Raw genomic sequence first — 25,963 nt, forward strand, 5'->3', positions numbered from 1 at the left:
CGTCCTCCACTCTCACGACGGTTGCAACATGCTACCGAAGAGCTTACCGTCGCCTCTGGTAGCAAGATGAAACCAGATAGATGAGGGAGTGCCGATGCCCGGCAACCGTGAAAGCGGGGAAGGTTCCGCGTTCGTCCTGTCCCGTGGTGTCGTCACACTGTTCGCCGTCGCCTGCGGGGCCGCGGTGGCCAACGTCTACTTCTCCCAGCCGCTCCTGGTGACCATGGGACACGACCTCGCCATGAGCCCGGCACTCGTCGGCAGCGTGGTCACCCTCACCCATGTCGGATACGGGCTGGGGCTCTTCTTCCTCGTGCCGCTGGGGGACGTGGCCGACCGCAGACGGCTCATCGTGGGCCAGTTACTGCTCCTGGTGGGGGCGCTGGCCGTGGTGGCTGCCGCCCCCAGCGCGGCGGTCCTGCTCGCGGGCATGGCCGCGACGGGGCTTCTCGCGGTCGTCACACAGACGCTGGTGGCCTTCGCGGCATCACTGGCCCCTCCCGCCGGGCGCGGGCGGGTCGTCGGTCTGGTCACCAGCGGAGTGGTCATCGGAATCCTGCTCGCCCGCACCGCGTCCGGCCTCATGGCCGATCTCGCGGGCTGGCGCTCCGTGTACCTCGCCTCGGCTGCGCTCACGGCTTCGCTCGCCCTGGTCCTGCACCGGGTGCTGCCGCGCCACAGTGACGCTCCGCCGACAACCCTGCGCTACGGACAACTCCTGCGCTCCACGGTCATTCTGTTCGCACGGGAACGACTGCTGCGGCTCCGGGCCCTGTTTCGGCCTGTTGATCTTCGCCGCCTTCAGCACCCTGTGGAGCAGCGTCGCGCTGCCGCTCAGCGAGGCCCCGTACTTCTGGTCCCACAGCGCGATCGGGGCGCTGGGGCTGATCGGTGCCGCCGGGGCCCTGGCCGCGACCGTGACGGGCCGACTGAACGACCGCGGACTCTCCCGGCGGACCACCGGCATCGCCCTGGCACTGCTCGCCGCCTCGTGGCTGCCCCTGGCCTTCACCCGCAGTTCGCTCTGGGCCCTGGTCGTGGGGGTGATCCTGCTCGACCTCGCCGTGCAGGCGGTGCATGTCACCAACCAGACCCTGATCTACGCGCTGCACCCGGACGCGGGCAGTCGGCTGATCGGCGGCTACATGGTCTTCTACTCGATCGGCAGTGCCACCGGCGCCATCGCCGCGACTTCCCTCTACACGGTGGCCGGTTGGGGCGCCGTGTGCGCACTGGGAGCCGCGTTCAGCTGCCTCGGGCTCGTGCTGTGGGCGTTCACTCGGCACAGCACCCCGGTCCCCGCCGGGTAAGGGGCGGGCGCCCGGCATCCCCGGCACCCGCCCCCACCCCCCTCACACCCCCCGGAACAGCTCCACCAGGTCCTGGCGGCCGAAGACCCCCGCCGCCTCGATCGCCGAGGGGGAGCCCGCCTCCGGGTCCGCGCCGTGGGCGAGGAGGACGCGGACGACCTCGTCCTCGCCCTTGAAGACGGCACCGCCGAGCGGGGTCTGGCCCCGGTCGTTGGGGCGGTTGGGGTCAGCGCCGCGCTGGAGGAGGGCGTTCACCGCGTCGAGGTGGCCGTGGTAGGCGGCCAGCATGATGAGGGAGTCACCCCTGTCGTTGGTGAGGTTGGCCGGTACACCCGCGTCCACATAGGCGGCGAGGGTGTCGGTGTCCCCGTGGCGTGCCAGGTCGAAGACCTTGGACGCGAGCTGGAGCATCTCGGGGTCGTGTGCGGGCTCGGTCTCGGGGGTCGGCTCGGTCATGGTCTGCGGTCCTCCGGGTTCGGCGCCTGGAACGGCACCCCGACTTGGGTGCCGCTCCACCCTACGTACGGCCGCGCGCGGGGGAACCGGCGGTGCTGTGCGGCGCGCGCCGCTTCGGCCAACCGGCCCCGGGCGGAGCTCGATGACCGGCCCCGGACGGAGCTCGATGGTGAACCCTCGGACGGACCCCGACGGGGTTCGGGCGCGTCCATCCGGGTGAATCACCGCAGATCCCCATCGGCGGACGGCAATGGCGTGGCAGGGGGGTCGATGATCGCCGGGGAGCCGGTTTCGGGCCGTGATTGCGGGGTTCGCCTCCCCCGGCGAAGTGATCACGCGTCCTCCCGATCGAGTGAATCGAACGACCAATAACCCCTTTGCCGCTTTTGCCGTATTAACACTTTCTGTGAGGCTGGAGGGACTCATGGTGACCGTCCCCCACCAACAGGAGAACCCCATGATCCTGACCATCTCCGGCGTCGTGCTCCTCGGTGTCGTCGTGTTCCTGTTCTTCAGGAAGGACGGCCTGAAGGCATCGCACGCGCTCGTCTGCTGCCTCTTCGGCTTCTACCTCGCGGGTACGGCGATCGCGCCCAGCATCAAGGCGGGCGGGGCGAGCCTCGCGAGCCTGCTGGGCGGGCTCAAGTTCTGACGCCTCCCGCACCCCCGCACGTACCGACAACAGGAGACCGACGTGGGCCGGCGTACGCTTCCCCGCTTTCTGTCCGAGAACCCGACCGTCACCCGTGTCCGGGAGTTCTCGCGCACCGTCGCCGACAATGCCGCTGATGTGCTCCACCCGCTGATCGTCCTCTCGCGCGGGCTGCGTTCCCTGGCCGCCTCCGGGCGGCGCAAGTGGGCCGAGACGCCGAAGGAACGGCGGGGGCCCACGGTGGTCCTGGTGGGCTCGTGCGTGTTCATCGTGGCGCTCGTGCCGTACGGGCCGGTGCTCGCCACGATCGGGCTGATGGCGGCGGCCGCCTGGGCGGGGCGCCGGAACGCGCCCCAGCCGGCGGCGGAGGTGGACGAGGCGGACACCGGACGGCTCCAGGCGCTGTACGAGGCCCTGGTGCCGTACTTCGCGGCCCCGGGGGACCCGGCGCCGCTCTACGCGCACGGGGGCAGCTGGAGCGCGGCGTTCGAGGGGCACGCCTTCGACGACCGGGGACGGCTGATCACCCTCCGGCTGCGCTACCCCGCCTACTTCACCGACGGCGACGCCGAATCCCGGACCCGGATCGAGCAGTTGCTGCACCTGAAGGCCGGCCGGGGCCGGGAGTACCGCTTCGACTGGGACGAGGCGGGCAACCGCCTCGCCCTGCACGCGCTGCCCGCGCTCGACACCGACGTCTTCGCCCAGCGGTTCGTCACCGCGCCCGGCGAGGCCGTGCTCGGCTTCACCGACGCCTCGGACGTCCAGCGGACCCTGCCGGTGACCGCGGGCGACGAGACCCGTGACGCGCCGCCCGTCGTGTGGCGTACGGGCCAGCGGTCCACCGAGCCGCACCTGCTGGCCCTCGGTCAGCCGTCGAGCGGCACCACGACGCTGCTGCGGTCGATCACCTTGCAGGTCCTCCACCACGGCGACGTCGTGGTGGTCGACGGCAGCGGCGCGGGCGAGTACGCCTTCCTGCGCGGCCGGGACGGGGTGCTGGCCGTCGAATCCTCCCTGCCGGGCGCCCTCGCGACCCTGGAGTGGGCCGCGCACGAGACCGAGCGCCGGCTGCTGACCGCCAACCACGCCCGCCAGCAGGGGCGTCCGACGCCCGAGGACATCCGCCGCCCCCTGTGGGTCATCGTCGACCGGCCCACGGTGCTGAGCCATCTCGCCCGCGGCGAGGGGCGCCGCGATCCGCAGGAGCTGCTCCAAGTGCCCCTGCGGCACGGCCGTGTCGGCAACGTCACCGTCGCGGTGGCCGAACAGCTCGACGGCTACGAGCAGCTGACCGAGCCGGTCCGGACCCACACCCGCGCCCGGCTGGTCCTCGGCGCCGTGACCCCCGATCAGGTGTGCACCGCGCTCGGCGCGCCACCGCACACCACTCCGGCGCGGGACGTCCCGCCGGGCCGCGGCTACGCCCGGCTGGGCTCGGGCCCGGTGCACCGGGTCCAGGTGCCGCACACGCCCAACCCGTACGACGAGGAGACGACCGACGCCCAGCGCGAGGCGGTGCTGGCCCTGCTGCCCGAGACCACTTCCGCGCCGGGTGGCGCGGAGGAGACGTGGTCGTACGCGGACCCCGCCCCGGTCACCGCCCCTGCCCCGGTCCCGGCCGCCGCCCCCGTCTCCGCCTATGCCTCTGTCTCCGCTTACGCCCAGGGCCCGGGCCTCCTCGACCCGGACTCGACGGAGGGCGGCGTGGGCGCGGCGTGGGCGACCGCCGTCCCGGCGGCCGACGACGGCGGACCCACCTGGGCGGGCACCGACCCGGTGTGGCTCAGTGTGGATTCGACGCAGGCCGGCCCCGGTCTGGCCTGGGCCGGTGCCGAACTCGCGGAGGCCGGCGAGGGCCGGCCGGGGCACGGACCGGCCGGACCGGACACCGGTGACCGGGCCGGGCCCCACCACCCCGGAACGGACCCGAAGCCGCTTCAGGCCACGTAGGTCCGCGGGGCCTCGACCGCTGCCGTCGCGCCGCTCGCCACCAGGCGGGCGGCCTCCGCGAGCCGGGTCGCGGCCTCCTCGGCGACCGCCCCGGTGACGGTGAACGGGAGCCGTACGAAGCCCTCGAAGGCCCCGTCGACACCGAAGCGCGGACCGGAGGGCACCCGCACCCCGAGCCGCTCCCCCGCCTCGGCGATGCGCGATCCCGAGAGGCCGCCGGTGCGCACCCACAGGGTGAGCCCGCCCTTCGGGACGGTGAACTCCCAGTCGGGCAGATGGCGGCCGAGGGCGTCGACGAGGGCGTCGCGGTTCTCCCGCGTCTGGGTGCGCCGTATGTCGATGGAGGCGTCCCAGCCCTCGGTGCTGAGCAGCCAGGTGACGGCGAGCTGTTCGAGTACGGGCGTGCCGAGGTCGGCGTAGGCGCGGGCGGCGACGAGGCTGCGGATGACGTCGGGGGCCGCGCGCACCCAGCCGATCCGCAGCCCGGCCCAGAACGTCTTGCTGGCCGAGCCGACGGTGATCACCGCACTGCCCGCCGGGTCGAAGGCGCAGACGGGCCGGGGCATGTCGACGCCCGGTTCGAGGCACAGGTCGGACATGGTCTCGTCGGCGATGAGGAGGGTGCCGGCGGCCCGGGCGGCCTCGACGAGCTGACGGCGCTGCTCCTCGGGGGCCAGCGCGCCGGTCGGGTTGTGGAAGTCGGCGATGACGTAGGCGAGGCGGGGCGCGGCGTCGCGCAGCACCTGACGCCAGGCGGGCAGGTCCCAGCCGGCGAGTCGGTCGGCCATCGCGACGGGCACGAGCCGGGTGCCGGCCTCGCGCATGAGCTGCAGGACGTTGGCGTACGAGGGGGACTCGACGGCGACCCGCTCACCGTGCCCGGCGAACAGCCGGCAGATCGCGGCGACGGCGCCCATGGCACCGGTGGTAACCATGATCTGCTCGGGCATGGTCGGGATGCCGCGGGCGGTGTAGCGGTCGGCGAGGGCCTGGCGCAGGGCGGGCAGCCCGGCGGGGTAGTCGCCGTGGGTGTGGGCGTACGGCGGCAGCTCCTCGAGGGCGCCCTGGAAGGCGCGGGTGAGCCACGGCTCCGGCGCGGTGAGGGCGGCGCAGCCCAGGTCGATCACGGAGCCGACGGCCTCCGGCGGGAGGGGGTCGAGCCCTCGGGTGGGCAGCGGGTTGCCGGCGGGCACGGCGGTCCAGCTGCCGGCGCCGCGCCGGGATTCGAGGAAGCCCTCGCCGCGCAGGGCCTCGTAGGCGGCGGCGACGGTGGTGCGGCTGACGGAGAGCGCCGCGGCGAGTTCCCGCTCGGCGGGCAGCCGGGCGGCGACCGGGACGCGGCCTTCGAGGACGAGCAGCCGGATGCCGTCCGCGAGGGAGCGGTAGGCGGGTGAGCGACGGCCGCCGATCGGGGTCACGGTGTCGCGCGCGTGCTGCGAGCCGAGGAGACGCGCCAGCTGCGGCGCCCCCACCGAAGAGGTCCACTGACTCATCTCGTGCGGTCCACCTTTCGGGAATTGGCCATGGAGTACATCCTCCACCAGTCCACAGACTGGCACGCGGCAGGCCACCCGTACCACCGGTGTCTGCCGAAAACAGGCTTTGGGCCGAATTCATTCGGCCCGGCCCGGTCCGGCACAGCCGGCCTTGGAACCATCCGGTACGACCCAGCAGGAGGAACCATTGTCCGCGTCAGGGGGGCCGTCTCTCGCCCGCCGTCTGGTCCAGCTGTACGGCGGGCTGGTGCTGTACGGGGTGAGCGCGGGGCTACAGCTGCGGGCGGGGCTCGGGCTGGCGCCGTGGGACGTCCTGAACCAGGGTGTCGCGGGGCGTACGGGCCTGTCGATCGGAACGGTGTCCATCCTCATCGGGGTGCTCGTGCTGCTCCTGTGGATCCCGCTGCGCCAGCGGCCCGGCCTGGGCACCGTCTCGAACGTGCTGGTGATCGGCCTGGCGCTGGACGCGACGCTGGCCCTGGTGCCGGCACTCCCCGGATCGCTGTGGGTGCGGATCCCGCTGCTGGTCCTCGCGATCGTGCTGGGCGCGGCGGCGACCGGGCTCTACATCACCCCGCGCTTCGGCCCGGGTCCGCGCGACGGGCTGATGACCGGCCTGCACCGCAGCACCGGGCGGTCGGTGCGGCTGGTGCGCACCTGCATCGAGGTGGTCGTGCTGGCGACCGGGTTCGCGCTCGGCGGCTCGGTGGGCGCCGGGACGGTGCTGTACGCGGTGGGCATCGGGCCGCTGTCGCAGTACTTCCTGCGCGCCTTCGCCCTGCCGGAACGCCCGGAGCGGCATCGCCCCCGTGCCCCGGAAGGCCCCCGCGACCCGCGCGACACGGCCGGTCCGGTGGCCCCCGCGGCGGTCACGGCACGCGAAGTTCCGGACCTGGTTTAGGCCACGGACCGGCGGGCCGGTAGTGTACGCCTTTGACCCACCGGACGGACCGTTACTGCGCGCTGAATAAGCAGAAACACAGGGTGACATCTGTTGTCAGATGTGACAAACCGGGCGCTGGTGGGTACAACAAGGGGCGGCACGACGGGCGACGCATGTCCCTCAACGGGGAATCTTCACCGCCGACCGGACGTTGACCGGATGACGACGACAGCGACACCTGTCCTGTGGGCGACAAAGCCCGGGAGGCACGATTCATGAGTGAGCGAGCTCTCCGCGGCACGCGACTTGTGGTTACCAGCTACGAGACCGACCGCGGCATCGATCTGGCCCCGCGCCAGGCGGTGGAGTACGCATGCCCGAACGGACATCGATTTGAGATGCCGTTCTCGGTAGAGGCGGAGATTCCGCCGGAGTGGGAGTGCAAGGCGTGCGGCGCCGTGGCACTCCTGGTAGACGGCGATGGTCCTGAGGAGAAGAAGGGCAAGCCCGCGCGTACGCACTGGGACATGCTCATGGAGCGGCGTACCCGCGAGGAGCTCGAGGAGGTGCTGGCCGAGAGGCTGGCCGTCCTGCGCTCCGGTGCCATGAACATCGCCGTGCATCCGCGGGACAACCGCAAGTCCGCCTGAGTTTATCGGGGCGGCATAGGGATTGATCCATCGGATCCGTCAAGGGCCCGGGCCACTGCACTGAGCAGTGGCCCGGGCCCTTGTCCGCGTGCGGGGCGCTGTGGCCCCCATGGCCCAGGGGATACGCCTGCGGGCATCGGTCACCCGATGCCCGCAGAAAGGCGTCCGTAACGGTCCCTGGCCGTCTCCCGGGCCGCTCAGCGCGGCAGCCGCGGTCCGTCCTGGCGCGGCGCGGGCGGCTCGTCGTCGCGGATGACCTCGCCCTGGACGACCTTGCCGTCGGGCCGGTGCATCCGGGCCTGCTGGAAGGCGTCACCGAGGGGGCCGGGGCCGAAGGCCGCCGCCCGGCGGTCCACGCCGCGCTGCAGGCCCTTGCGCAGCAGCGCGCGGGTCGGCGGGAAGAGGCACAGCAGCCCGGCCGCGTCGGAGAGCAGGCCCGGCACCATGAGCAGCAGCCCGCCCAGCATCGTCAGACCGTTGCCGCCCGTGCTCCCGGCGGTGCCCGGGGCCTGCGTGGCGCCGGGCCCCCGCGCGTCGTCCGGGGTCTTGGGCGGCTGGAGGGACTCCGTCAGCCGCTTCCAGGCGCGGCGCCCGGCCCGCTTGATCACGAACCCGCCGAGCAGCACTCCCCCGGCCAGCAGGGCGAGGACGGTGAGCCCACCCGCCGCGTCGGCCACCATCATCAGCAGCCAGACCTCCAGGACCGCCCAGGCCGCCACGGCCAAGGGGATGAGCCTGCGGGCACGGCCCCGTTTCGGCGGCCGGCCGTCCATCGTCTGCTGTGCTCCGAACGTCATGCCTCAAGTGTGCCTGGGCCGCGCCCGTACGGAACGCCCCGGGTGGGGCGGTCCGGCGGTGGTCCGGGTCAGCTCTTCTCGCCCCGGCCCAGGGCCTTGCCGACCCGGGAGCCGACGCCCCAGGACGTGACCCGCCACAGGGCCTCCGCGACGATGTCGCGGCTCATCTTGCTGTCGCCCAGCTCGCGCTCGACGAAGGTGATGGGGACCTCGACGACGTGGAAGCCGGCCTTCACGGCCCGCCAGGCCAGGTCGACCTGGAAGCAGTAGCCCTGGGAGGCGACCTCGTCCATGCCCAGCCCCTCCAGGGTCTCCCGGCGGAAGGCCCGGTAACCGCCGGTGACGTCGCGGAGCGGGACGTCGAGGAGGAGGCGGGAGTAGGTGGAGCCGCCGCGGGAGAGGAACTCGCGGGACTTCGGCCAGTTCACGACCCGGCCGCCGGGCACCCAGCGCGAGCCGAGCACCAGGTCGGCGCCCTTGAGGGCGGTGAGCAGCCGGGGCAGTTCCTCGGGCTGGTGGGAGCCGTCGGCGTCCATTTCCACCAGGACGCCGTAGCCGTTGTCCAGGCCCCAGTGGAAGCCGGCCAGATAGGCGGCGCCCAGGCCTTCCTTGCCCTTGCGGTGCAGCACCTTGACGTGGTCGTCGTCGGCCGCCAGCTCGTCGGCGAGCTTGCCGGTGCCGTCGGGGCTGTTGTCGTCGGCGACGAGGACGTGCGCCTCCGGCACGGCCGACCGCACCCGGCCGACGATGAGCTTGATGTTCTCCGCCTCGTTATAGGTCGGGATGATCACCAAGGTCGTGCCGAGCGGACCGTATCTCCGCTGACCACCGTCGTTCACTGCTGCCCCTTCTCGTCCGGTCGTCCTCGACGGCCGATCATGATCGCGGCCGCGCAGGACAGAAGGCCCACCATAGCGAGCGCCCATTCGGGCGCGGCACCGGCGCGGTCAGCCACGGTGATCTCGTCCCGCAGGGGGATGGAGGTGGAGATGACGTCACGGGTGAATTCCGCGCTGCGGTGGAGCACCTTGCCGTCGGGAGCGACGACCGCGCTGATGCCGCTCGTCGCGGCGGTGACCACGGCCCGGCCGTGCTCGACCGCCCGCAGCCGCGACATGGCCAGCTGCTGCTCGGGCTGCCCGGTGCGGCCGTAGGTGGCGTTGTTGGTCTGTACGACGAGGGCACGGGCACCGGCCATGACGGTGTCGTGGACGATCTCGTCGTAGGCCACCTCGAAGCAGATGACGTCGCCGAGCCGCGCCGGGCCGATCTGGAGCACCCCGGTGTGGTCGCCGGGGTAGAAGTCGCGGGGCACGCGCTGGAGGCGGGTGATGACCTTGCTCAGCTGCTGCCGGAAGGGCACGTACTCGCCGAACGGGACCGGGTGCTGCTTGGTGTACGAGGCGCCGGGGCCCTTCACCGGGTCCCAGACGATGCCCTGGTTGTCGACGTAGCCGGGCTTGCCCGGGTGGTCGACGAGGGCGCCGACGAGGACGGGGACGCCGACCGCCCGCACGGCCTCCTCGATCCGGTCGTAGGCCTCGGCGTACTGGAAGGGGTCGAGGTCGGAGGAGTTCTCCGGCCAGATGACCAGGTCGGGCTTCTTCGTCCGGCCGGCCTTGATGTCCTTGGCCAGGGCGAGGGTGGCGTCGACGTGGTTGTTGAGGATCATCATCGGGCGGCCGAGGAAGTTCATCCCCGGGTTCTGCACATTGCCCTGGACGATGGCGATGTCGACCGTGTCGACCGCCTGGGTGGGCACCGGCACGGCGTACCCGGCGAGGACGACGGCCGCGGCCAGCGCGGCGGCCTCGACGGCGGGCAGGGCGGCGCGCACGGCCCGTACGCGGTCGCCCGCGGCCCCCCGCAGCCGCCAGGCGGCGACCACCGCGCAGGCCAGCAGCCCGCCGGTGAGTGCCACGGCGAAGGTGACCAGCGGGGCGCCGCCGAGCGCGGCGAGCGGGGTGAAGGGGGAGCCGGTGTTGGCGAAGGCGAGCCGCCCCCACGGGAAGCCGCCGAAGGGGGTCCGGTCGCGGGCCCACTCCTGCGCGACCCACAGACAGGCGCCCCACAGCGGCCAGCCGGGCAGCCGGGAGGTCACGGCCAGGCCCGCCCCGAGCAGGGCGATGAACAGCGCCTCGACGACGGAGAGGCCGAACACGGCGTCGTATCCGACCACGTGCAGCCAGCGGAGCAGGAAGAAGAAGAACGGCAGTGCGAAGGCGAAGCCCGTCCACGCGCCCTGCCGGGCGGTGCGGCCCCGGGTCAGCAGCGCCAGGGCCGCGACGGCCACGAAGGACAGCGGCCACAGGTCGTACGGCGGGAAGGACGCGGTGAGGGCCAGTCCGGCGACGACGGCGAGAGCAGTGCGCCGCGCCTCCCGGCGGGCCAGCCGGACGAGACGGGTGAGCCGCGTGGGGCCACCGGGACGGGGCTCCGTGTCACCGGCGGCGGACACCGCGTCCGGGTGCGCGCCGGACGCGTCAGGGGCATCAGAGGCGTCGGCCTCCGGCTGTTCGTCGTCTGCCTGCGGCCGGTCGGAGGCGTTCTCGGAGGCGTTCTCAAGGACTTCGGGCCGCGCGGGCGGGCCCGGCGGACGCGGGGAGCGGGAAGACGGCCCGCCCGGCCGGCCGACGGTGTCGCCGTCGGCGGCGTCGGCGGTGGTTTCGGGACCCGGGGGCACGGTCGCGCCTTCCTGCTGCTGTGCGGTGGTGAGCCGACCGTACAACGCCCGGGGGGTCCACCGGCTCCCGGGTGCGGGCAGCGGGGCCTGCCGCCCCGGTCGAATGGGGGCCCGGCGTCCTTCGGGCCGGCCTGGGATCCGCTGGCTGCGAGTCGACCGAATGCCGTTGTCTACTGAACGTCCGGGCCCCACCCGGGTCGCACCTGCCGGCCCGGCGGAACCGTCCCTCGCCCCCGTGCGCTGGACCTGGCTCCCAGTGGCGGTGAGCGCTCCGGCTCACCGCCCATGGCCCAGCGGCGCTCGACGACTGTGTGGAGATTCACCGGTCGGACGTCCTGTGGTGGACTCCGCCGAACCTACCCGCCGCCGCCCGCACCCTGTCAACACCCTCATGACCTGCGTGGCTGCCTCAAATCAGCAGGTCAGTACGGCGAGTGGGGCGTCGGAGGGGCCGGCTCACGGCACGTCGTTCGGCGGTACGCGGCGCCGTGCGCGTCACTCGTTCGGACGCGTGAAGACGGTGTGCCCGCCGACCACCGTGCGCAGACAGACCGGGAGGGGGGCGCCGGGGGTGAGATCGGGCAGGCCGGGCGTGCCCGAGCGGGGGTCGGTGGACCAGCTCGCGACCCGGTCGTCGGGCACCTGCACGATCAGCTCGCCGGTCCGCCATACGGCGTAGTCGGCGGGCGCGCCCGGCACCAGGACGCCCGCGTCGTCACGGCCGATCGCCCGCCAGCCGCCGCGGGTGTGCGCGGTGAAGGCGGCCCGGACGGAGACACGGTGCTCGGGGGTGCGGTGGAAGGCGGCGGCGCGGACGGTGCCCCACGGGTCGAGGGGGGTGACGGGGCTGTCCGAGCCGAGGGCGAGCGGGACACCGGCCCGCAGCAGTGCCGCGTAGGGGTTGAGGGTGCGGGCCCGCTCCACGCCCAGCCGTTCGGCGTACATGGCCTCGTCGCCGCCCCAGGCGGCGTCGAAGGCCGGCTGGACGGAGGCGGTCAGGGCGAGTTCGGCGAAGGCGGCGATGTGGTCCGGGGTGAGCATCTCGGCGTGCTCGACGCGGTGCCGGGCGGCGCGGACACGGGCGAGACCGAGCCGGTCGGCGGCGGCCCGTACGCCCTCCACCACGGCGGTGAGCGCGGCGTCGCCGATGGCGTGGAAGCCGGCCTGGATGCCGGCCTCGGTGCAGGCGGTGACGTGGGCGGCGATGGCGGCGGCGTCCATGTGCGCGGCACCGGTGTGGTCCGCGTGCGGGCCGTCGGCGTAGGGCTCGTGGAGGCACGCGGTGTGCGAGCCGAGGGAGCCGTCGACGAAGAGGTCGCCGGCCGCGCCGAGCGCGCCGAGTTCGAGGACGCGGCTCGCGTCGGCGGCGGTGGTGAGCGCCTCGGCCCAGTAGCCGACGACGCGCGGGCCCGGGCGTTCGACGGCCAGGCTCAGCAGGCCGGTGAGGTCGTCGGCGCTGGAGATCCGCGGCCCGGCGCACTCGTGGAGGGAGCCGATGCCGAGCGAGGCGGCCCGCTCCAGCGCCGCGGCCTGCGCGTCGGCCCGCTGGGCGGGGGTGATGCTCGCGTACGCGGCGGCGCGTACGGCGTGGTGGGCGTCGCCGGTCAGCGGCGCGTCCGGGCTGCCGCCGGGCAGCCCCGCGGCGTGCGGGACGAGGTCGAGTAGGGCGGTGGTGACGACGGCGGAGTGAACGTCGGCCCGGGTGAGGTAGAGCGGCCGGCCGCCGGTGGCCTCGTCCAGCTCGCGGCGGGACGGGGGCCGGTGCTCGGGCCAGCGGCTGGCGTCCCAGCCGTGGCCGAGCAGCACCCGGTCACCGGGCCGGGCGGCGGCGTGGGCGCGGATGCGGTCGAGGGCCTCGGGGAGCGTGCGGGCGTCGGTGAGGTCGAGGCCGGTGAGCGCGAGGCCGGTGGAGGTGGTGTGCACATGGGCGTCGGTGAACGCGGGGGTGACGAGCGCGCCTTCGAGGTCGACGACCTCGTCCACGCCGTCGGCGAAGGAGTCCGCCGCGCCTTCGGAACCGACCCAGGCGACGTGGCCGCGCTCGACCACCATGGCCGTGGCGAAGGGGTCGGCGGGGCTGTGCACCTCGCCGCCACGCAGCAGCACGGTACGGGGCTCGGCCGGAGAAGGGGTGCGCTCACTCATGCATGGATCTTCTCCCAGCCCCGCCCCTTCCCGTAACCGGGGCTCCGGCCGCCGGACCGGCCGGAGCGTCAGCCCACGCGCGGCGGTCTGGCCTCGTACGGGGTCGACAGCACGATCGTCGTACGCGTCGAGACCCCCGCCAGCGAGCGGATCCGGGCCAGGAGGTGCTCCAGCTCCAGGGGGGTGGCGACGCGGACCTTGAGGATGTAGTTCTCGTCGCCGGCGACGCTGTGGCAGGCCTCGATCTCGGGGATCTCGGCGAGCCGGTCGGCGATGTCGTCGGGGGCGCTCGGGTCGAAGGGCTTCACCGAGATGAACGCGGTGAGCGGCAGCCCGACGGCCTCGGGGTCGACCACCGCCACGTACCCCCGGATGACGCCGCGCTGTTCGAGCCGGCGCACGCGCTGGTGCACCGCCGAGGTGGACAGGCCCGTGGCCTTCCCCAGGTCGGTGTAGCTCATCCGCCCGTCCTTGACGAGCAGTTCCACGATTTCTCTGTCCAACTCCTCCACGCGGGTCAACCTACTGGGTCCCGGGCCGCCCGGCACAGCCGAAGGGGCGCATAGCCACACAAGGCATGTGATGAACGACACACTCATGCGCCCGTGTCCTGTGCCGGAACGGGCGGTTATCTGACCCTCCACCAGGGAAGTGCTTGCTGTGGCCGAGGCCGAGGTGCCTGGCCGGCCCATCCGAGGGGGAGAAGCACTATGCCCAGCCTGGAACGCCTCAATGACGGCGACGGCAGCCTGTACGAGATCTACGAGATGTTCCGGGTGACGTGCCCGGACTGCGCGCGGCCGATCGCGCTGCTCGCCGACGAGGACGTGCTCCCCGAGCACGCGCTGTGCCCGTCGCCGTGGAACCCCTTCGGGCTCACGGTCTGCCCGGGCACGGGCCGCGGCGTCGAGGAGGCCGCGCCCGCGGACGAGTCGCTGGAGACCCAGGAGTGCGACGCGGCCCTGCTGCTCAATCTGCCGGAGAGCCTGGACTGGCGGCGCCAGCCGTTCTCCCACATCGGTGGCCCCGGCTCCCGCCCGGTGCGGATCCCGGAGATGCGCCACCACCGCTGACCGGACGGCGTCCGCCGCGAGCAGCGGCGGCAACGGCTCCCGAGCCGCAGGGGTAACGAGCTGTACGGGTCCCTCAGCTACCGCGACTGTTACCGTCGAAGGATCATCACCCCTCCCCCCATGAGGAGTCCGCATGCCTTCGACGCCCCTGCACTGCCCCCGCTGCGGAACCGGGGCCGAGGACTTCTCGGGGTGCGGCGCGTGCCGCGCGGAGGGCATCGGCGCGAACCCGGTGCCGCCCCTCGCCGATCTGTCCGGCCTGTCGCTGCGGACGTATCCGGGCGGCCCCTGGGGCTGGCCCTCCGCCCTGCCGGTGACCGGAGAGCCGGTGACGCTCGGCGAGGGCGGCACGCCCAACGTGCGGGTGCCCTTGCGCGACGGTGGCGACGGGGCCGACGGCGAGCTGTGGGTGAAGTACGAGGGCGCCAATCCGACCGGCTCGCACAAGGACCGGGCGATGTCCGTGGGTGTCGCGGCCGCGGTCGCCGCCGGGGCGGACACCGTGACCGCGGCCTCGTCCGGCAACGCGGGCGCGGCCGCCGCGGCGTACGCGGCGCGCGCCGGGCTGCGGTGCGTGGTCTTCACCACGGACGAGGTGCCCGAACCGCTGCGGGCGCAGATCGACGCGCTGGGCGCGGTCCGGGTGGTGCGCAAGGACAGCTCCGCGCGGAACGCGGCGATGCGGGAGGCCGTTGAGCGGTTCGGCTGGTATCCGCTGACCAGCTTCGCCTCGCCCTCCCCCGGCGGCAACGCCTACGCCAACGAGGGCTACAAGTCGGTCGCGTACGAGATCGCCCGGGACTTCGGTGACCGGGTCGCGGCGGTGGTGGTTCCCACCAGCCGCGCCGATCTGCTGTCGGGCATCGAGCGCGGCTTCCGTGAGCTGCGTACCGCCGGACTGCTGGCCCGCGTTCCCCGGCTGGTGGCGGCCGAGCCCGACGCGGCGGCGCCCTTCACGGCGGCGCTGGCCCGTAGCGCGCCGGCGGAGCAGGAGCGCACGTCCGTGCCCTATCGCCCCTCCCCCGCCTTCTCCCTCGGTGAGGAGCGCCCCACGTGGCAGGGGCTCGACGCGCTGCGCCGGTCGAACGGCTCGGCGGTCGCCGTCCCGACCGAGGTGTTCATGGCCGAGCACCACAGCCTGGGCGCCCAGGGGCTGTTCCTGGAGCCGTCCTCGGCGGTGGGCGTCGCTGTCGCCCGCCGCTGGGTCCGTGAGCACGGCGGGCTGGTGATCGCGGTCGGTACCGCGACGGGCCTGAAGGCCACCGCGGACATCCGCGGCGTGGAGCCGACGACGGTCCCGGAGCTGTCGCGGCTGACGCCGTGACCCCTCCGGGCGCGGTGGTTCAGCGGGACTCGGGGCCCGCGAGATGCCGGGCGACGACCATGCGCTGGATCTGGTTGGTGCCCTCGACGATCTGCAGGACCTTCGCCTCGCGCATGTAGCGCTCGACGGGGAAGTCCGCGGTGTAGCCGTAACCGCCCAGCAGTTGGACGGCGTCGACGGTGACCTTCATCGCGGCGTCGGTGCAGAAAAGCTTGGCCATGGCGGCCTGCTTGGAGAACGGCAGGCCGGCGTCCCGCAGCCGGGCCGCGGCGAGGTAGAGGGAGCGGCCCGCCTCGATCTGGGTGGCCATGTCCGCGAGCATGAAGCGCAGCCCCTGGAAGTCGGCGATCGGGCGGCCGAACTGGCGCCGCTCGGCGACGTAGGACAGGGACTCGTCGAGCGCCGCCTGGGCGACGCCGATCGCGCAGGCGGCGATGCCGAGGCGGCCGGAGTCGAGGGCGGAGAGGGCGATGGCGAAGCCCTGGCCCTCCTCGCCGATGCGGCGGGCGTCGGCGATCTCGACCCCGTCGAAGTGCAGCTGGGCGGTCGGTGAGCCCTTCATTCCCATCTTGCGCTCGGGTGCGGCGGCGGAGAGACCGGGGGCGTCACCGGGGACGAGGAAGGCCGTGATGCCGTGGGCGCCCTGCCCGCCGGTCCGGGCCAGGACGGTGTAGAAGTCCGCGACACCGCCGTGGGTGATCCACGCCTTGGTGCCCTCGATGCGCCAGGTGTCGCCGTGGCGTGTGGCGCGGGTGCGCAGGGAGGCCGCGTCGGAGCCCGAGGCGGGCTCGGAGAGGCAGTAGGCGCCGAGCAGGCCGCCGCCGAGCATGGCGGGCAGGTGTTCGGCCCGCTGCTCCTTGGTGCCGTAGCCGGCGAGCGCGTGGCAGGCGAGGGTGTGGACGCTGACGCCGAGCCCCACGGTCAGGCGGGCCGCGGCGAGTTCCTCCAGGACCTGGAGGTAGACCTCGTACGGCTGGTCGCCGCCGCCGAACTCCTCGGCGTAGGGCAGGGCGAGCAGTCCTGAAGCGGAGAGCAGGGCGAAGACCTCACGGGGGAAGTGCCCGGCGTCCTCCTCGCTCGACGCGTTCGGCTCGATCTCCCGTTGGACCATCTCGCGTACGAGCGAGATCAGGTCGCGGGCCTCCTCGGTGGGCAACTGACGCTCCACCGGCTGCGGGCCGTGGTCGGTCATGCGCGGCTCTCCTCCCTGTCGGGCGCTGCGGCGGCGGGCGCGCAAGGGTGTGGCGCCGCCGTCCGGGACGCCTCAGTCGATGGTCCCCTGCCGGGTCTCGGTACGGGATGACCTGCGGCTGTGGCGGTTCGGAGTATGCCCGATCGGCTGCTTCCCGTCACGGGTTCGCTGATCATGAGGACTCCGGCCGGGTTGGTCCAAACCATTGACCGCACTGGTCTAGTCCTTCTACCGTTTCCCCACTGTTCAACGCGTCCATGTCAAACATGGGCGCAGGTCACGCACCCCCCGCTCTCCCCACCCCACCGAGGAGAACCATGCCCAGACCGCACGGACATCACCCCCTCCGCCGGCCCCGCACGCTGCTGGCGGCCTTCGCCGCGGGCACCGCGATGCTCGCCACCACCCTCTTCGCGGGCACCGCCACGGCAGGCACAGCGGGCACAGTCACCGCGGCGCCACCGGCGAAGAGCGCCGCCGGACCCGCCGACGACGACACCGCGGCCGGCTCCAAGGTCGTCGGCTACTTCACCAACTGGGGTGTCTACGGCCGCAATTACCACGTCAAGAACATCGAGACCTCCGGCTCCGCCGCCAAGCTCACCCACATCAACTACGCCTTCGGCAACGTCACCGGCGGCAAGTGCGCCATCGGCGACGCCTACGCCGACTACGACAAGGCCTACGACGCGGCCGGCAGCGTCGACGGCAAGGCCGACACCTGGGACAACGGCGCCCTGCGCGGCAACTTCAACCAGCTGCGCAAACTCAAGAAGCTGCACCCGAACCTCAAGGTCATCTGGTCCTTCGGTGGTTGGACCTGGTCGGGCGGCTTCGGCGAGGCCGCGAAGAACCCCGTCGCGTTCGCCGAGTCCTGTTACAAGCTGGTGGAGGACCCCCGCTGGGCCGATGTCTTCGACGGCATCGACATCGACTGGGAGTACCCGAACGCCTGCGGTCTGACCTGCGACACCAGCGGCCGGGACGCCTTCCGGAACCTGATGGCCGCCCTGCGCGCGAAATTCGGCCAGAAGAACCTGCTCACCGCCGCCATCACGGCTGACGGCACCAACGGCGGCAAGATTGACGCGGCCAACTACGCGGGCGCGGCACAGTACGTCGACTGGTACAACCCGATGACGTACGACTTCTTCGGCGCCTGGGACGCCAAGGGCCCGACCGCCCCGCACTCGCCGCTGACCTCGTACAACGGCATCCCGAAGGCCGGCTTCCACACCGACGCCGCGATCCAGAAGCTCAAGGGCCTCGGCGTCCCGTCCTCGAAGCTCCTGCTGGGCATCGGCTTCTACGGCCGCGGCTGGACGGGCGTCACCCAGTCCGCCCCGGGCGGCACCGCCACCGGCCCCGCGGCGGGGACGTACGAGCAGGGCATCGACGACTACAAAATCCTCAAGTCCAAGTGCCCCGCGAACGGCACGGTCGCCGGCACGGCCTACGCCAAGTGCGGCAACGAATGGTGGAGCTACGACACTCCCTCGACGATCGCCGGGAAGATGGGCTACAAGCAACAGCAGGGCCTCGGCGGCACCTTCTTCTGGGAGCTGAGCGGCGACACGTCCAACGGTGAGCTGATCAAGGCCATCAAGTAGTACGGCCGGTCAGCGGGCTTGATGTGGCTGCGCTCAGCCACATCAAGCCCGTCCGGCTTTCGAGGACGCGCCCGCAGGCGGCGAAGACGGCCCGCGGCCGACGTCGCGCCGGACAGACCCTAGGCTGAGCCGATCCGAGACCCCACCGGTGGGCGCGTGCCGCCGACGCGCCGCCGGGCACAGCGACGAGGAGCCGCCGCCCATGACCGTCACGCTCGACACGGACTTCTTCCGCCGCTTCCTGGACCGCACCACACGGGTCGTCGTGGCGCGGGCGGCGTATCTGACCGACCTCGACGCCGCCATCGGCGACGCCGACCACGGCGCCAACCTCAAGCGCGGCTTCACCTCGGCCGCCGAGGTCACGGCCGCCGAGCCGCCCGCCACGCCCGGAGCGCTGCTCACCGCTGTGGGCGTGCATCTGACCAACACCGTCGGCGGCGCTTCGGGGCCGCTGTTCGGCACGGTGCTGCGGCGCATGGGCAAGCTGCTCGGGGAAGACCCCGTGGTCGCGCCCGAGACGCTGGGGCGGGCGCTGGCCGCGGCCGTCGCGAGCGTACGACGGCTCGGTGACTCCGCCCCCGGCGACAAGACCATGGTCGACGCCCTGCAACCGGCCGCCGACGCCTACGCCGAGGCCCTGGCGGGCGGCGCCGACGTGGTGGCCGCGCTGGACGCGGCGGCGCGGGCCGCCCGGGACGGGGCGGCGGCGACCGTGCCGATGCGGGCCCGGCGGGGGCGCGCCAGCTATCTGGGCGAGCGCAGCGTCGGGCACCAGGACCCGGGCGCCACGTCGTCCGCGATGCTGCTCACCGCGCTGTACGAGGCGACGGACCCGGCGTTGTGCGCGGCCGCGCCGGAAGGCGAGACCGAAGAGGCTGCCACCGCTGCGGAGGCGGAGCCGCAGCCGGCGGGCCGGGTCGGCGTGGTGCTGGTCTCGCACAGCCGCGAGGTGGCGGCTTCCACGGCGGCGCTCGCCGAGGCCCTGGTGGGTACGGGCGACCCGGCCCCGGTCGCGGCCGCCGGGGGGCTGCCCGACGGGGGCGTGGGCACCAGCGCGGAGCTGGTCCGCCGGGCGGTGAAGGACGTCGACCGGGGCCGCGGGGTGGTGGTGCTGTGCGACATGGGCAGCGCGGTCCTCACCGTCAAGGCGCTCCTCAACGACCGGGAGGGCGGCTTCCCCGCCGGGGCCGAGGTACGGATCGCGGACGCGCCCTTCGTCGAGGGCGCGGTGACCGCCCTGGTGACGGCGTCGGCGGGCGGCGACATCGCCGCGGTCCTCGCGGCGACGGACGACGCCCGCACGTACCGCAAGCTCTGAGCGGGCGGCCGGGGGCTCACCGCCTGAACAGCTCGAACGACACCCCCGGCCGTCCCCCGAACCGCTCGGCGACGGCCGCCATGTTGCCCTCCAGGAAATTGCGGCAGTACGACTCCGGGTCCTCCTTGGTCAGCGCCTCGATGTACGTGCGATGGGCGAGCAGCGACTTCACGGCCCGGTCCAGGCCGTCGCTCGCGTCGACGGCGTGGGTGGCGTGCGGGGAGCCGGCGACCGCGACGTAGCGCACGCCGTCCCAGGGCAGCAGTCCGTCCTCGACGAGTTCGGGGAAGATCCAGCGGTTGCCGGCGTCGGCGACCGCGTCGAGGACGGCCCGGCCGACGGCCCGGTGGTCGGGGGTGTTCCAGAAGGCGCCGCCGGCCCAGGTGTCGTGGTGGTTCAGGGTGAGGACGAGTTCGGGGCGGTGCCGGCGGATGGCGGCGGCGAAGTCACGGCGCAGCCCCGTCCCGTACTCGATGACGCCGTCGCGGTGGCCGAGGAACTCCACGGTCGTCACACCGACGGCGGCGGCGCTCGCCCACTGCTCGCGCTCGCGCAGCGGCCCGGCCTCGGCCGGGGGCATGGTGTCGATGCCCGCCTCGCCGACGCTGGCCAGCAGATAGACGCAGCTGCGGCCGCCGTCGATCCAGGTGGCGACGGCGGCGGAGGCCCCGTATTCGAGGTCGTCGGGGTGGGCCACGATGGCGAGGGCGCGGTGCCAGTCGGTGGGCATCTCGGCGAATTGGTCCGTCATCCCGGTCTCCTTGGGTCGGCTGCTGCGGCGGCTCCCGGGACCGCGTCGCGCGCCGCGGTCCGCGGTGGTTTCCCGCGCAGCGTATGACGGGCGCGCGGCGTGCGACGGGCTTCTTCGCGACACGCGGGAACCGGGCGGTCCCGCGGGCCGACTACCTGAACCGGGCCCGCACCGCGTGGCCCCGCGCGAGTGTTCGCGTGTACGTCTGTACGTCGAGTTCCTGGAGTTTTCTGATGCGCCCTCGTGCGTGGTGCGGTGTGCTGGCCGCGGTGGCCCTGTCGGCGACGGCTTGCGGCGGTGGTGAGTCGAAGAAGTCCGACGACGCGGGTGCCGCGGCGAACGCCAAGGCCGGCTTCCCCGTGAGCGTCTCCGACTGCGCCGGGGCGAAGACGACCTTCGACGCGGCGCCGAAGCGGATCGTCACCAGCAACGCCGCCGCCCTGGAGCTCCTGATGTGGCTCGGCGCGGGTGACAAGGTGGCGGGGACGGGCTTCCCGCCGGGCAACGGCACGGTGCCGCGGCAGTTCGCCGACCAGGCGGCGAAGGTGCCGGTGCTGGGCAAGAAGGTGATCCCCAAGGAGAAGCTGCTGGGGTCGGGCGCGGATCTGTACGTCGACTCCTTCTCCTCGATGAAGAACATGGGCGGGATGGGCATGGCCCCGACCGCCGAGGAGTTCAAGGGTGCCGGGATCAAGCACGTGTATCTGAAGTCGACGGCGTGCGCGTCGATGAGCAAGGCCGCGCGGACGGACCTGTCGGGGGTCGAGGCCGACATCGAGGAGCTGGGCAAGGTGACCGGCACCTCGGCGCGCGCCGCCGAGCTGGTCGCCGGCATGCGGAAGAAGACGGACGCGGTACGGGACGCGCTGAAGGACGTGCCCGATACGAAGCGGCCGTCGTACTTCTTCTTCGACTACGACGCCGGCACCAAGCAGCCGATGGCGGTGTGCAACCGGCAGGTCGCCAACGCGGTGATCACCCAGGCCGGGGCCCGGAACGTCTTCGCGGACTGCGCCGGTGACTTCAAGCCGGTGGACTGGGAGAGCGTCGTCGCCAAGAACCCCGACTGGATCCAGCTCGGCGTCCGCAACCGCGGCAGCGAGGAGGCGAACCGCAAGGCCTTCGACGAGGCCGCCGACTTCCTGCGCACCTTCCCGGCGACCAAGGACCTCAAGGCCGTGAAGGAGGGGCACTTCCTGCGCATCGGCTCCGAGCGGACCACGATCGGCGGGGTGCGCAGCGCGGACACCGTGCGGGAGATCGCGCACACCGTCCACCCGGACCGGGTGAAGTAGATGACGGCGACCGCCGCGGTCGGGGAGGAACACCAGGGGCCCGTACGGGAGCGGGAGCACGGCGCGGCGGCGGCCCGGTGGGCCTGCGCGGTGCTGGCCCCCGCCCTGCTGCTCGCCCTGATCGCGTCCGTGTGCCTGGGCTCCTCCCAGGTGCCGCTCGGCGAGGTGTGGTCCGCGGTGGCCCGTGGGGTGAGTGGCGGGGACCCGGTGCCGGGCACCCAGGACCTGATCGTGTGGCAGCTGCGGGTGCCGCGTGCCCTGCTGGCCGCGGTGGTGGGCGCGGGCCTGGGTCTGGTCGGCACGGCCGTCCAGGCCCTCGTCCGCAATCCGCTCGCGGACCCGTATCTGCTGGGCATCTCCAGCGGGGCCTCGCTGGGCGCGGTCGCGGCGATCGTGCTGGGGGCCGGTGCGGGCGGGCTGCTCGGGCTGGGGCTGTCCTCGGCGGCGTTCGCCGGGGCGCTCGCCTCGTTCGCCCTGGTGTGGGCGATGGCCCGGCGCGGGGGCGGGTTCTCGCCGCTGCGGCTGGTGCTGGCCGGGGTGGGGATCGGGCAGTTCCTGTCCGGCTTCACCCACTATCTGGTGCTGCAGGCCGGGGACGACCAGCAGACGCACGGGGTGCTGTTCTGGCTGATGGGCTCCCTCGGCGGCGCGCAGTGGAGCGGGCTCGCACTGCCCGCGGCGGCGGTGCTGCTCGCGCTGGCAGCGCTGCTGGCGCGGGCCCGGGCGCTCAACGCGCTGCTGATGGGCGACGAGACCGCCGCCAGCCTGGGCGTGGAGGTGGCCCGGCTGCGGCGTGAGCTGTTCGTGGTCACGAGCGTGCTCACGGGCGTGCTGGTGTCGGTGTCCGGGGCGATCGGCTTCGTCGGATTGATGGTGCCGCACGCCTGCCGGATGGTGGTGGGCGGCGATCACCGCCGGCTGCTGCCGGTGGCCGCACTGTTCGGTGCCGTCCTCCTGGTCGTCGTCGACCTGGTGGCCCGGACCGCCCTGCCCGACCAGGAGCTGCCGGTGGGGGTGGTCACCGCGCTGATCGGGGCGCCCACCCTGCTGTATCTGCTGGACCAGCGCCTCGAGAAGGCATGAGGGGAACATGAGGGGACGGCGCGAACCATGAGGATCGCCATCGAGGATCTGGACGTGGCCCTGTCCGGGCGGGCCGTGGTCCGCGGGGTGGGGCTGATCGCCGAGGACGGCGAGATCGCGGGCCTCGTCGGGCCGAACGGCAGCGGCAAGTCGACCGTGCTGCGCACCGTCTACCGGCATCTGCGGCCACACGCCGGGCGGGTGCTGCTGGGCGGGACCGACATCCGGTCGCTGACGGCCGTGCAGTCGGCCCGGCACGTGGCGGCGTTGCCGCAGGAGCGGGGCAGCGACTTCGAGCTGTCGGTCCGGGAGATCGTCGCGATGGGCCGCACGCCCTACAAGCGGGCGTTCGCGGCCGAGGACCGTACCGACACCGAGCGGGTGTCGGCGGCGCTGGCGCAGGTCGGCATGGCCGGGGCCGGGCGGCGGCGGTTCTCCGCGCTGTCGGGCGGCGAGCGCCAGCGGGTGCTGCTGGCGCGGGCGCTCGCGCAGGACCCGAAGGTGCTGGTGCTGGACGAGCCGACGAACCATCTGGACGTGCGCCACCAGGTGGAGCTGCTGACCCTGTTGCGCGCCCAGCGCCGTACGACGCTGCTGGCGCTGCACGACCTCAACGCGGCGGCGTCGGTGTGCGACCGGCTGCACGTCCTGCACGACGGGTCCGTGGTGGCCTCGGGCACGCCGCGCGAGGTGCTGACGCCGGAGCTGCTGGCGGAGGTGTTCGGCGTCCGGGCGGCCGTGGTGGAGCACCCGCTGACCGGCGACCCGCTGATCGCCTTCGACCACCGGGCGCCTGCGGGCGCGTCCTCAATCGCCGGACGGGCCACATCAAGCCCGTCCGGCGTTTGAGGACACAACACAGCAGCCCGTCCGGCGATTGAGGACCGGGGTCCGGGGCGGAGCCCCGGAACGTCCTCAGGCGACCGCTTCGTAGTGGCTCGGCCGCCCGTCCCGCAGGACCAGGCGTCCGAGCCGCTCCGCATCCGCGCGGTGCAGCAGCCGCGCCGCTCCCCCGGCTTCCCGCAGCACCGTGGTGTGCCAGGGGGTGGCCCACGCGTCGGCGGCGTCGAGCAGCCGGATCCCGAACTTCGCGGCACCCGGCCGCTGCGGGTGGATGGACAGCCGTACGGACCGCGGGTGGCAGTCCGCGATGAGGTCGCCCCAGGCGCGGCTGCGGGCGATGACCCCGTACGCGCGGGCCCGGCACTCGCGTTGCAGCGCGGAACGGGTGCCGGTGAAGCCCGCGGTGTCCTCGACGAGGAAGCGGGTGATGCCGCGGTAGAGGCGGGCGGTCTCCTCGTCGGTGCGGGCCTGGGCGCGCAGCGTCTCCAGGCCGGGCGCGTAGGCCTCGGTGACGAGGGCGCGCTTGGTGTCGTAGTCCAGCTCCCCGTGCACATGGCGCAGGTCGAAGGTGTCGAGGTGGCTCAGCCGCTCCCGGCGGATGAGGGCGCGCAGCTCGTCCCCGTAGGCGTCGATGTGCGCGTCGGGGACGTTGATGAGGTCGCCGAAGATATGGCCGTCGGAGCAGATGAGCATCCGGGCGCCCGGCGCGTATATCTCGCCGATCCGGGCGCACAGCCGGTCCAGGAAGCCGAGCGAGAGTCGTTCGCCCTCGTCGGGGAGGTGGCCGAGGACCTTGGCGGGGTTCGGGGACTTGCACGGGAAGCCGGGGAGGGTGAAGAGGACCGGCTCGCCCGCCTCGGTGAACCGTCGTATCTGGTCGAGCTGTTCGGGGTGGGCGGCCGGGTCCGGGGGCCCGGGCTCCGTCGTGCGGTGGTACGGCAGGAGGAGATCCAGGACGCGGGTCTCGACCGGGGTGCGGGTGAGGGTGCTGTTCGGCATGTGAGGCGTCATCCCCGGGGGCGAGGGCACACGGGCCGGTCGAAGGCGACGGGCAGTTCGCTCACGCCCCGGCCGAGGACGGCGGGGATCCAGGCGAGGTCCTCGTCGGGGACGGCGAGGCGCAGGCCCGGCAGCCGGTGTATCAGGGTGGCGAGGGCGACCTGGAGTTCGATGCGGGCGAGGGCCGCGCCGGGGCAGAAGTGGATGCCGTGGCCGAAGGCCAGATGCGGGCCCTGGGCGCGGTCGAGGTCGAGGGTGTCGGGGTCGGGGAACCGCTCGGGGTCACGGTTGGCGGCGCAGAGGGAGACGATCACGGAGTCGCCCGCAGGGACCCGGGTGCCGTGCAGATCGGCGTCCTCGGCCAGGAACCGCCAGGTCGTCAGTTCGAAGGCGCTGTCGAGGCGCAGCAGCTCCTCGACCGCGTTCGGCATCAGCTCCGGCTCGGCGCGCAGCCGCTCCAGTGCCTCGGGTTGGCGGGTCAGGGCCACCAGGGCGGTGGTGATCTGGTTGGTGACCGGCTCCTGCCCGGCGACGAGCAGCTGGAAGACCATGGAGTCCAGCTCCTCCCGCGTCAGCTCGCCCTCGTCGCGGGCGGCGACCAGCCGGCTGAGGAGGTCGTCCCCGGGCTCGGCGCGCTTCTCCGCGACGACCTCGGCGATGTAACCCTGCAGGCCGCGCAGCAGCGCCTCGTACGCGGGGCGGCCGGGGTCCCGCGGCCCGACGGGTGCCACGACCTTGCCCCATTCGCGCCGGAACCGGGCGGCGAGGTGCGGGGGCAGGCCGATGACCTCGGCGAGGACCTGGAAGGGGAACCGGGCGGCGAAGCAGCGGACGAGGTCGACGGTGTCGATGTCGGTATCGGTACCGGTATCCGTATCGGCGGTCATCGCGTCGACGAGCGCGTCCGCCATCTCCTGGAAGCGGGGGCGCAGTTCCTCGACGCGGCGGGGTGCGAAGGCGTCGGTCACGTAGCGGCGCATGGCGGTGTGCTTCGGCGGGTCCTGGTGCAGCAGATGGACCTGGAGTTCGGAGTGCTGCGGCTCGGGCATGATCGAGGCGTGTTCGCGCCAGCGATCGTTGCCGAGGGCGTGGTTCTTGCCGAGCCGGGGGTCGGCGAGGGTCCGCTGCGCGGCGGCGTGCCCGGTGACGAGCCAGGCGGTGACCCCGCTCGGGAAGAGCACCCGGTGGATGGGCCCGGCGGCCCGCATCCGCTCGTAGAGCGGGTAGGGGTCACGCTTGTACGCGGGTCCGTAGAGGGGGAACGGGTCGGGCAGCGGCACGGGGAGTCTCCTCGCGAAGTCGTGGACCCCTGAGAAGTCGTACGGCACAGGGGGTGAGTTCCCGCGTCTTCGCACCGGTACGGGAACGGGTTTTCCGGCGGGTGGGACCAGGGCGCGCGATCCTTGGGTAGTCGGTTGCCGGAGGCCGCTGGTTCCCGGGTGCGAAA

Annotated in this window: 22 protein-coding genes and 2 pseudogenes; 13 read left to right on the forward strand and 11 right to left on the reverse strand. The window is 73.3% G+C overall.

Annotated features, from left to right (window positions below; translation table 11 throughout):
• The first annotated feature begins 94 nt into the window (after positions 1 to 94).
• Positions 95 to 1,310: pseudogene (locus tag AB8O64_RS06620) on the forward strand (MFS transporter).
• Positions 1,311 to 1,352: 42 nt separating this feature from the next.
• Here AB8O64_RS06620 and AB8O64_RS06625 read toward each other — a convergent pair.
• Entirely contained in the window at positions 1,353 to 1,766 is a 414-nt protein-coding gene (locus AB8O64_RS06625) for an ankyrin repeat domain-containing protein (RefSeq protein ID WP_370418334.1), read from the reverse strand.
• Positions 1,767 to 2,223: 457 nt separating this feature from the next.
• On the opposite strand from AB8O64_RS06625, the gene AB8O64_RS06630 reads away from it, so the two are divergent.
• Both AB8O64_RS06630 and AB8O64_RS06635 read left to right on the forward strand, forming a co-directional pair.
• Positions 2,224 to 2,418: a hypothetical protein gene (locus AB8O64_RS06630; RefSeq protein ID WP_130877060.1), complete on the forward strand. Its 195-nt coding sequence runs from the start codon at positions 2,224 to 2,226 to the stop codon at positions 2,416 to 2,418.
• 42 nt (positions 2,419 to 2,460) lie between these two features.
• Positions 2,461 to 4,371 carry a hypothetical protein gene (locus AB8O64_RS06635; protein ID WP_370418335.1) on the forward strand — a complete coding sequence of 637 codons (1,911 nt, stop codon included), beginning with the start codon at positions 2,461 to 2,463 and terminating at the stop codon, positions 4,369 to 4,371.
• Here AB8O64_RS06635 and AB8O64_RS06640 read toward each other — a convergent pair.
• On the reverse strand, positions 4,359 to 5,864 hold the full coding sequence (locus AB8O64_RS06640; protein WP_370418336.1) for a PLP-dependent aminotransferase family protein: 1,506 nt from the start codon (positions 5,862 to 5,864) through the stop codon (positions 4,359 to 4,361). The genes AB8O64_RS06635 and AB8O64_RS06640 overlap by 13 nt on opposite strands.
• 190 nt (positions 5,865 to 6,054) lie before the next feature.
• Here AB8O64_RS06640 and AB8O64_RS06645 point away from each other — a divergent pair, with 190 nt between their 5' ends.
• Both AB8O64_RS06645 and AB8O64_RS06650 read left to right on the forward strand, forming a co-directional pair.
• Positions 6,055 to 6,768: a YitT family protein gene (locus AB8O64_RS06645; RefSeq protein WP_370418338.1), complete on the forward strand. Its 714-nt coding sequence runs from the start codon at positions 6,055 to 6,057 to the stop codon at positions 6,766 to 6,768.
• Positions 6,769 to 7,025: 257 nt separating this feature from the next.
• Complete coding sequence (locus AB8O64_RS06650; protein WP_087929069.1) at positions 7,026 to 7,400, forward strand: RNA polymerase-binding protein RbpA; 375 nt, start codon at positions 7,026 to 7,028, stop codon at positions 7,398 to 7,400.
• Positions 7,401 to 7,597: 197 nt separating this feature from the next.
• Here AB8O64_RS06650 and fxsA read toward each other — a convergent pair whose 3' ends face one another.
• The 5 genes from fxsA to AB8O64_RS06675 all read right to left on the reverse strand — a co-directional run bounded on the left by fxsA (position 7,598) and on the right by AB8O64_RS06675 (position 13,537).
• Complete coding sequence (fxsA, locus tag AB8O64_RS06655) at positions 7,598 to 8,197, reverse strand: FxsA family membrane protein (RefSeq protein WP_370418340.1); 600 nt, start codon at positions 8,195 to 8,197, stop codon at positions 7,598 to 7,600.
• A 68-nt stretch (positions 8,198 to 8,265) separates the two neighbouring features.
• A complete protein-coding gene (locus AB8O64_RS06660) occupies positions 8,266 to 9,036 on the reverse strand; it encodes a polyprenol monophosphomannose synthase (RefSeq protein ID WP_370418342.1) in 771 nt (256 codons plus the stop codon).
• On the reverse strand, positions 9,033 to 10,880 hold the full coding sequence (gene lnt, locus AB8O64_RS06665) for an apolipoprotein N-acyltransferase (RefSeq protein WP_370418343.1): 1,848 nt from the start codon (positions 10,878 to 10,880) through the stop codon (positions 9,033 to 9,035). The genes AB8O64_RS06660 and lnt overlap by 4 nt, the downstream gene beginning before the upstream one ends.
• A 495-nt stretch (positions 10,881 to 11,375) precedes the next feature.
• Positions 11,376 to 13,025: an amidohydrolase gene (locus AB8O64_RS06670; protein WP_370418344.1), complete on the reverse strand. Its 1,650-nt coding sequence runs from the start codon at positions 13,023 to 13,025 to the stop codon at positions 11,376 to 11,378.
• Between the two features lie 68 nt (positions 13,026 to 13,093).
• Positions 13,094 to 13,537: an Lrp/AsnC family transcriptional regulator gene (locus tag AB8O64_RS06675; RefSeq protein ID WP_356452191.1), complete on the reverse strand. Its 444-nt coding sequence runs from the start codon at positions 13,535 to 13,537 to the stop codon at positions 13,094 to 13,096.
• A gap of 198 nt (positions 13,538 to 13,735) precedes the next feature.
• Between AB8O64_RS06675 and AB8O64_RS06680 the strand changes: the two genes are divergently transcribed.
• Entirely contained in the window at positions 13,736 to 14,098 is a 363-nt protein-coding gene (locus AB8O64_RS06680; RefSeq protein WP_370418346.1) for a hypothetical protein, read from the forward strand.
• 133 nt (positions 14,099 to 14,231) lie between these two features.
• Positions 14,232 to 15,422, forward strand: coding sequence for a pyridoxal-phosphate dependent enzyme (locus AB8O64_RS06685; RefSeq protein WP_370418347.1), 1,191 nt, complete (start codon positions 14,232 to 14,234; stop codon positions 15,420 to 15,422).
• 19 nt (positions 15,423 to 15,441) lie between these two features.
• On the opposite strand, the gene AB8O64_RS06690 is transcribed toward AB8O64_RS06685, so the two are convergent.
• Positions 15,442 to 16,614 carry an acyl-CoA dehydrogenase family protein gene (locus AB8O64_RS06690; protein ID WP_370418349.1) on the reverse strand — a complete coding sequence of 391 codons (1,173 nt, stop codon included), beginning with the start codon at positions 16,612 to 16,614 and terminating at the stop codon, positions 15,442 to 15,444.
• Between the two features lie 317 nt (positions 16,615 to 16,931).
• Between AB8O64_RS06690 and AB8O64_RS06695 the strand changes: the two genes are divergently transcribed.
• From AB8O64_RS06695 to AB8O64_RS06705, 3 genes and pseudogenes are all read left to right on the forward strand, one after another.
• Entirely contained in the window at positions 16,932 to 18,224 is a 1,293-nt protein-coding gene (locus tag AB8O64_RS06695) for a glycoside hydrolase family 18 protein (protein ID WP_370418350.1), read from the forward strand.
• 202 nt (positions 18,225 to 18,426) lie between these two features.
• A pseudogene (dhaL, locus tag AB8O64_RS06700) lies at positions 18,427 to 19,053 on the forward strand (dihydroxyacetone kinase subunit DhaL); the annotation flags it as partial.
• Complete coding sequence (locus tag AB8O64_RS06705; RefSeq protein WP_370423808.1) at positions 19,027 to 19,545, forward strand: PTS-dependent dihydroxyacetone kinase phosphotransferase subunit DhaM; 519 nt, start codon at positions 19,027 to 19,029, stop codon at positions 19,543 to 19,545. The pseudogene dhaL and the gene AB8O64_RS06705, both read left to right, overlap by 27 nt.
• A 16-nt stretch (positions 19,546 to 19,561) precedes the next feature.
• Here the strand turns inward: AB8O64_RS06705 and AB8O64_RS06710 are convergent, their stop codons facing one another.
• On the reverse strand, positions 19,562 to 20,296 hold the full coding sequence (locus AB8O64_RS06710) for a PIG-L deacetylase family protein (protein WP_356452182.1): 735 nt from the start codon (positions 20,294 to 20,296) through the stop codon (positions 19,562 to 19,564).
• Positions 20,297 to 20,529: 233 nt separating this feature from the next.
• Here AB8O64_RS06710 and AB8O64_RS06715 point away from each other — a divergent pair, with 233 nt between their 5' ends.
• From AB8O64_RS06715 to AB8O64_RS06725, 3 genes are read left to right on the forward strand one after another with little or no spacing between them, the layout of a single operon-like run.
• Positions 20,530 to 21,591, forward strand: a complete 1,062-nt coding sequence (locus AB8O64_RS06715) for an ABC transporter substrate-binding protein (RefSeq protein ID WP_370418352.1) — start codon at positions 20,530 to 20,532, stop codon at positions 21,589 to 21,591.
• A complete protein-coding gene (locus AB8O64_RS06720; RefSeq protein WP_370418353.1) occupies positions 21,592 to 22,674 on the forward strand; it encodes a FecCD family ABC transporter permease in 1,083 nt (360 codons plus the stop codon). It begins immediately after the preceding gene.
• Between the two features lie 27 nt (positions 22,675 to 22,701).
• A complete protein-coding gene (locus AB8O64_RS06725; protein WP_370418354.1) occupies positions 22,702 to 23,523 on the forward strand; it encodes an ABC transporter ATP-binding protein in 822 nt (273 codons plus the stop codon).
• A 66-nt stretch (positions 23,524 to 23,589) separates the two neighbouring features.
• Here AB8O64_RS06725 and AB8O64_RS06730 read toward each other — a convergent pair whose 3' ends face one another.
• Both AB8O64_RS06730 and AB8O64_RS06735 read right to left on the reverse strand, forming a co-directional pair.
• Entirely contained in the window at positions 23,590 to 24,516 is a 927-nt protein-coding gene (locus AB8O64_RS06730; protein WP_370418355.1) for an L-tyrosine/L-tryptophan isonitrile synthase family protein, read from the reverse strand.
• A gap of 8 nt (positions 24,517 to 24,524) precedes the next feature.
• Entirely contained in the window at positions 24,525 to 25,796 is a 1,272-nt protein-coding gene (locus tag AB8O64_RS06735) for a cytochrome P450 (RefSeq protein ID WP_370418357.1), read from the reverse strand.
• Positions 25,797 to 25,963: the final 167 nt, after the last annotated feature.

It is taken from the genome of Streptomyces sp. QH1-20, assembly GCF_041283565.1.
Lineage (GTDB): Bacteria > Actinomycetota > Actinomycetes > Streptomycetales > Streptomycetaceae > Streptomyces > Streptomyces syringius.

Excerpts from the sequence above, each read along its gene's own strand:
- AB8O64_RS06630 (WP_130877060.1), top strand. The coding sequence starts at position 2,224 with ATGATCCTGACCATCTCCGGCGTCGTGCTCCTCGGTGTCGTCGTGTTC.
- AB8O64_RS06720 (WP_370418353.1), top strand. The coding sequence starts at position 21,592 with ATGACGGCGACCGCCGCGGTCGGGGAGGAACACCAGGGGCCCGTACGG.
- AB8O64_RS06725 (WP_370418354.1), top strand. The coding sequence starts at position 22,702 with ATGAGGATCGCCATCGAGGATCTGGACGTGGCCCTGTCCGGGCGGGCC.
- AB8O64_RS06650 (WP_087929069.1), top strand. The coding sequence starts at position 7,026 with ATGAGTGAGCGAGCTCTCCGCGGCACGCGACTTGTGGTTACCAGCTAC.
- AB8O64_RS06730 (WP_370418355.1), bottom strand. The coding sequence starts at position 24,516 with ATGCCGAACAGCACCCTCACCCGCACCCCGGTCGAGACCCGCGTCCTG.
- AB8O64_RS06680 (WP_370418346.1), top strand. The coding sequence starts at position 13,736 with ATGCCCAGCCTGGAACGCCTCAATGACGGCGACGGCAGCCTGTACGAG.
- AB8O64_RS06695 (WP_370418350.1), top strand. The coding sequence starts at position 16,932 with ATGCCCAGACCGCACGGACATCACCCCCTCCGCCGGCCCCGCACGCTG.
- AB8O64_RS06670 (WP_370418344.1), bottom strand. The coding sequence starts at position 13,025 with ATGAGTGAGCGCACCCCTTCTCCGGCCGAGCCCCGTACCGTGCTGCTG.
- AB8O64_RS06625 (WP_370418334.1), bottom strand. The coding sequence starts at position 1,766 with ATGACCGAGCCGACCCCCGAGACCGAGCCCGCACACGACCCCGAGATG.
- AB8O64_RS06705 (WP_370423808.1), top strand. The coding sequence starts at position 19,027 with ATGCTGCTCACCGCGCTGTACGAGGCGACGGACCCGGCGTTGTGCGCG.
- AB8O64_RS06710 (WP_356452182.1), bottom strand. The coding sequence starts at position 20,296 with ATGACGGACCAATTCGCCGAGATGCCCACCGACTGGCACCGCGCCCTC.
- AB8O64_RS06685 (WP_370418347.1), top strand. The coding sequence starts at position 14,232 with ATGCCTTCGACGCCCCTGCACTGCCCCCGCTGCGGAACCGGGGCCGAG.
- fxsA (WP_370418340.1), bottom strand. The coding sequence starts at position 8,197 with ATGACGTTCGGAGCACAGCAGACGATGGACGGCCGGCCGCCGAAACGG.
- AB8O64_RS06715 (WP_370418352.1), top strand. The coding sequence starts at position 20,530 with ATGCGCCCTCGTGCGTGGTGCGGTGTGCTGGCCGCGGTGGCCCTGTCG.
- AB8O64_RS06640 (WP_370418336.1), bottom strand. The coding sequence starts at position 5,864 with ATGAGTCAGTGGACCTCTTCGGTGGGGGCGCCGCAGCTGGCGCGTCTC.
- AB8O64_RS06690 (WP_370418349.1), bottom strand. The coding sequence starts at position 16,614 with ATGACCGACCACGGCCCGCAGCCGGTGGAGCGTCAGTTGCCCACCGAG.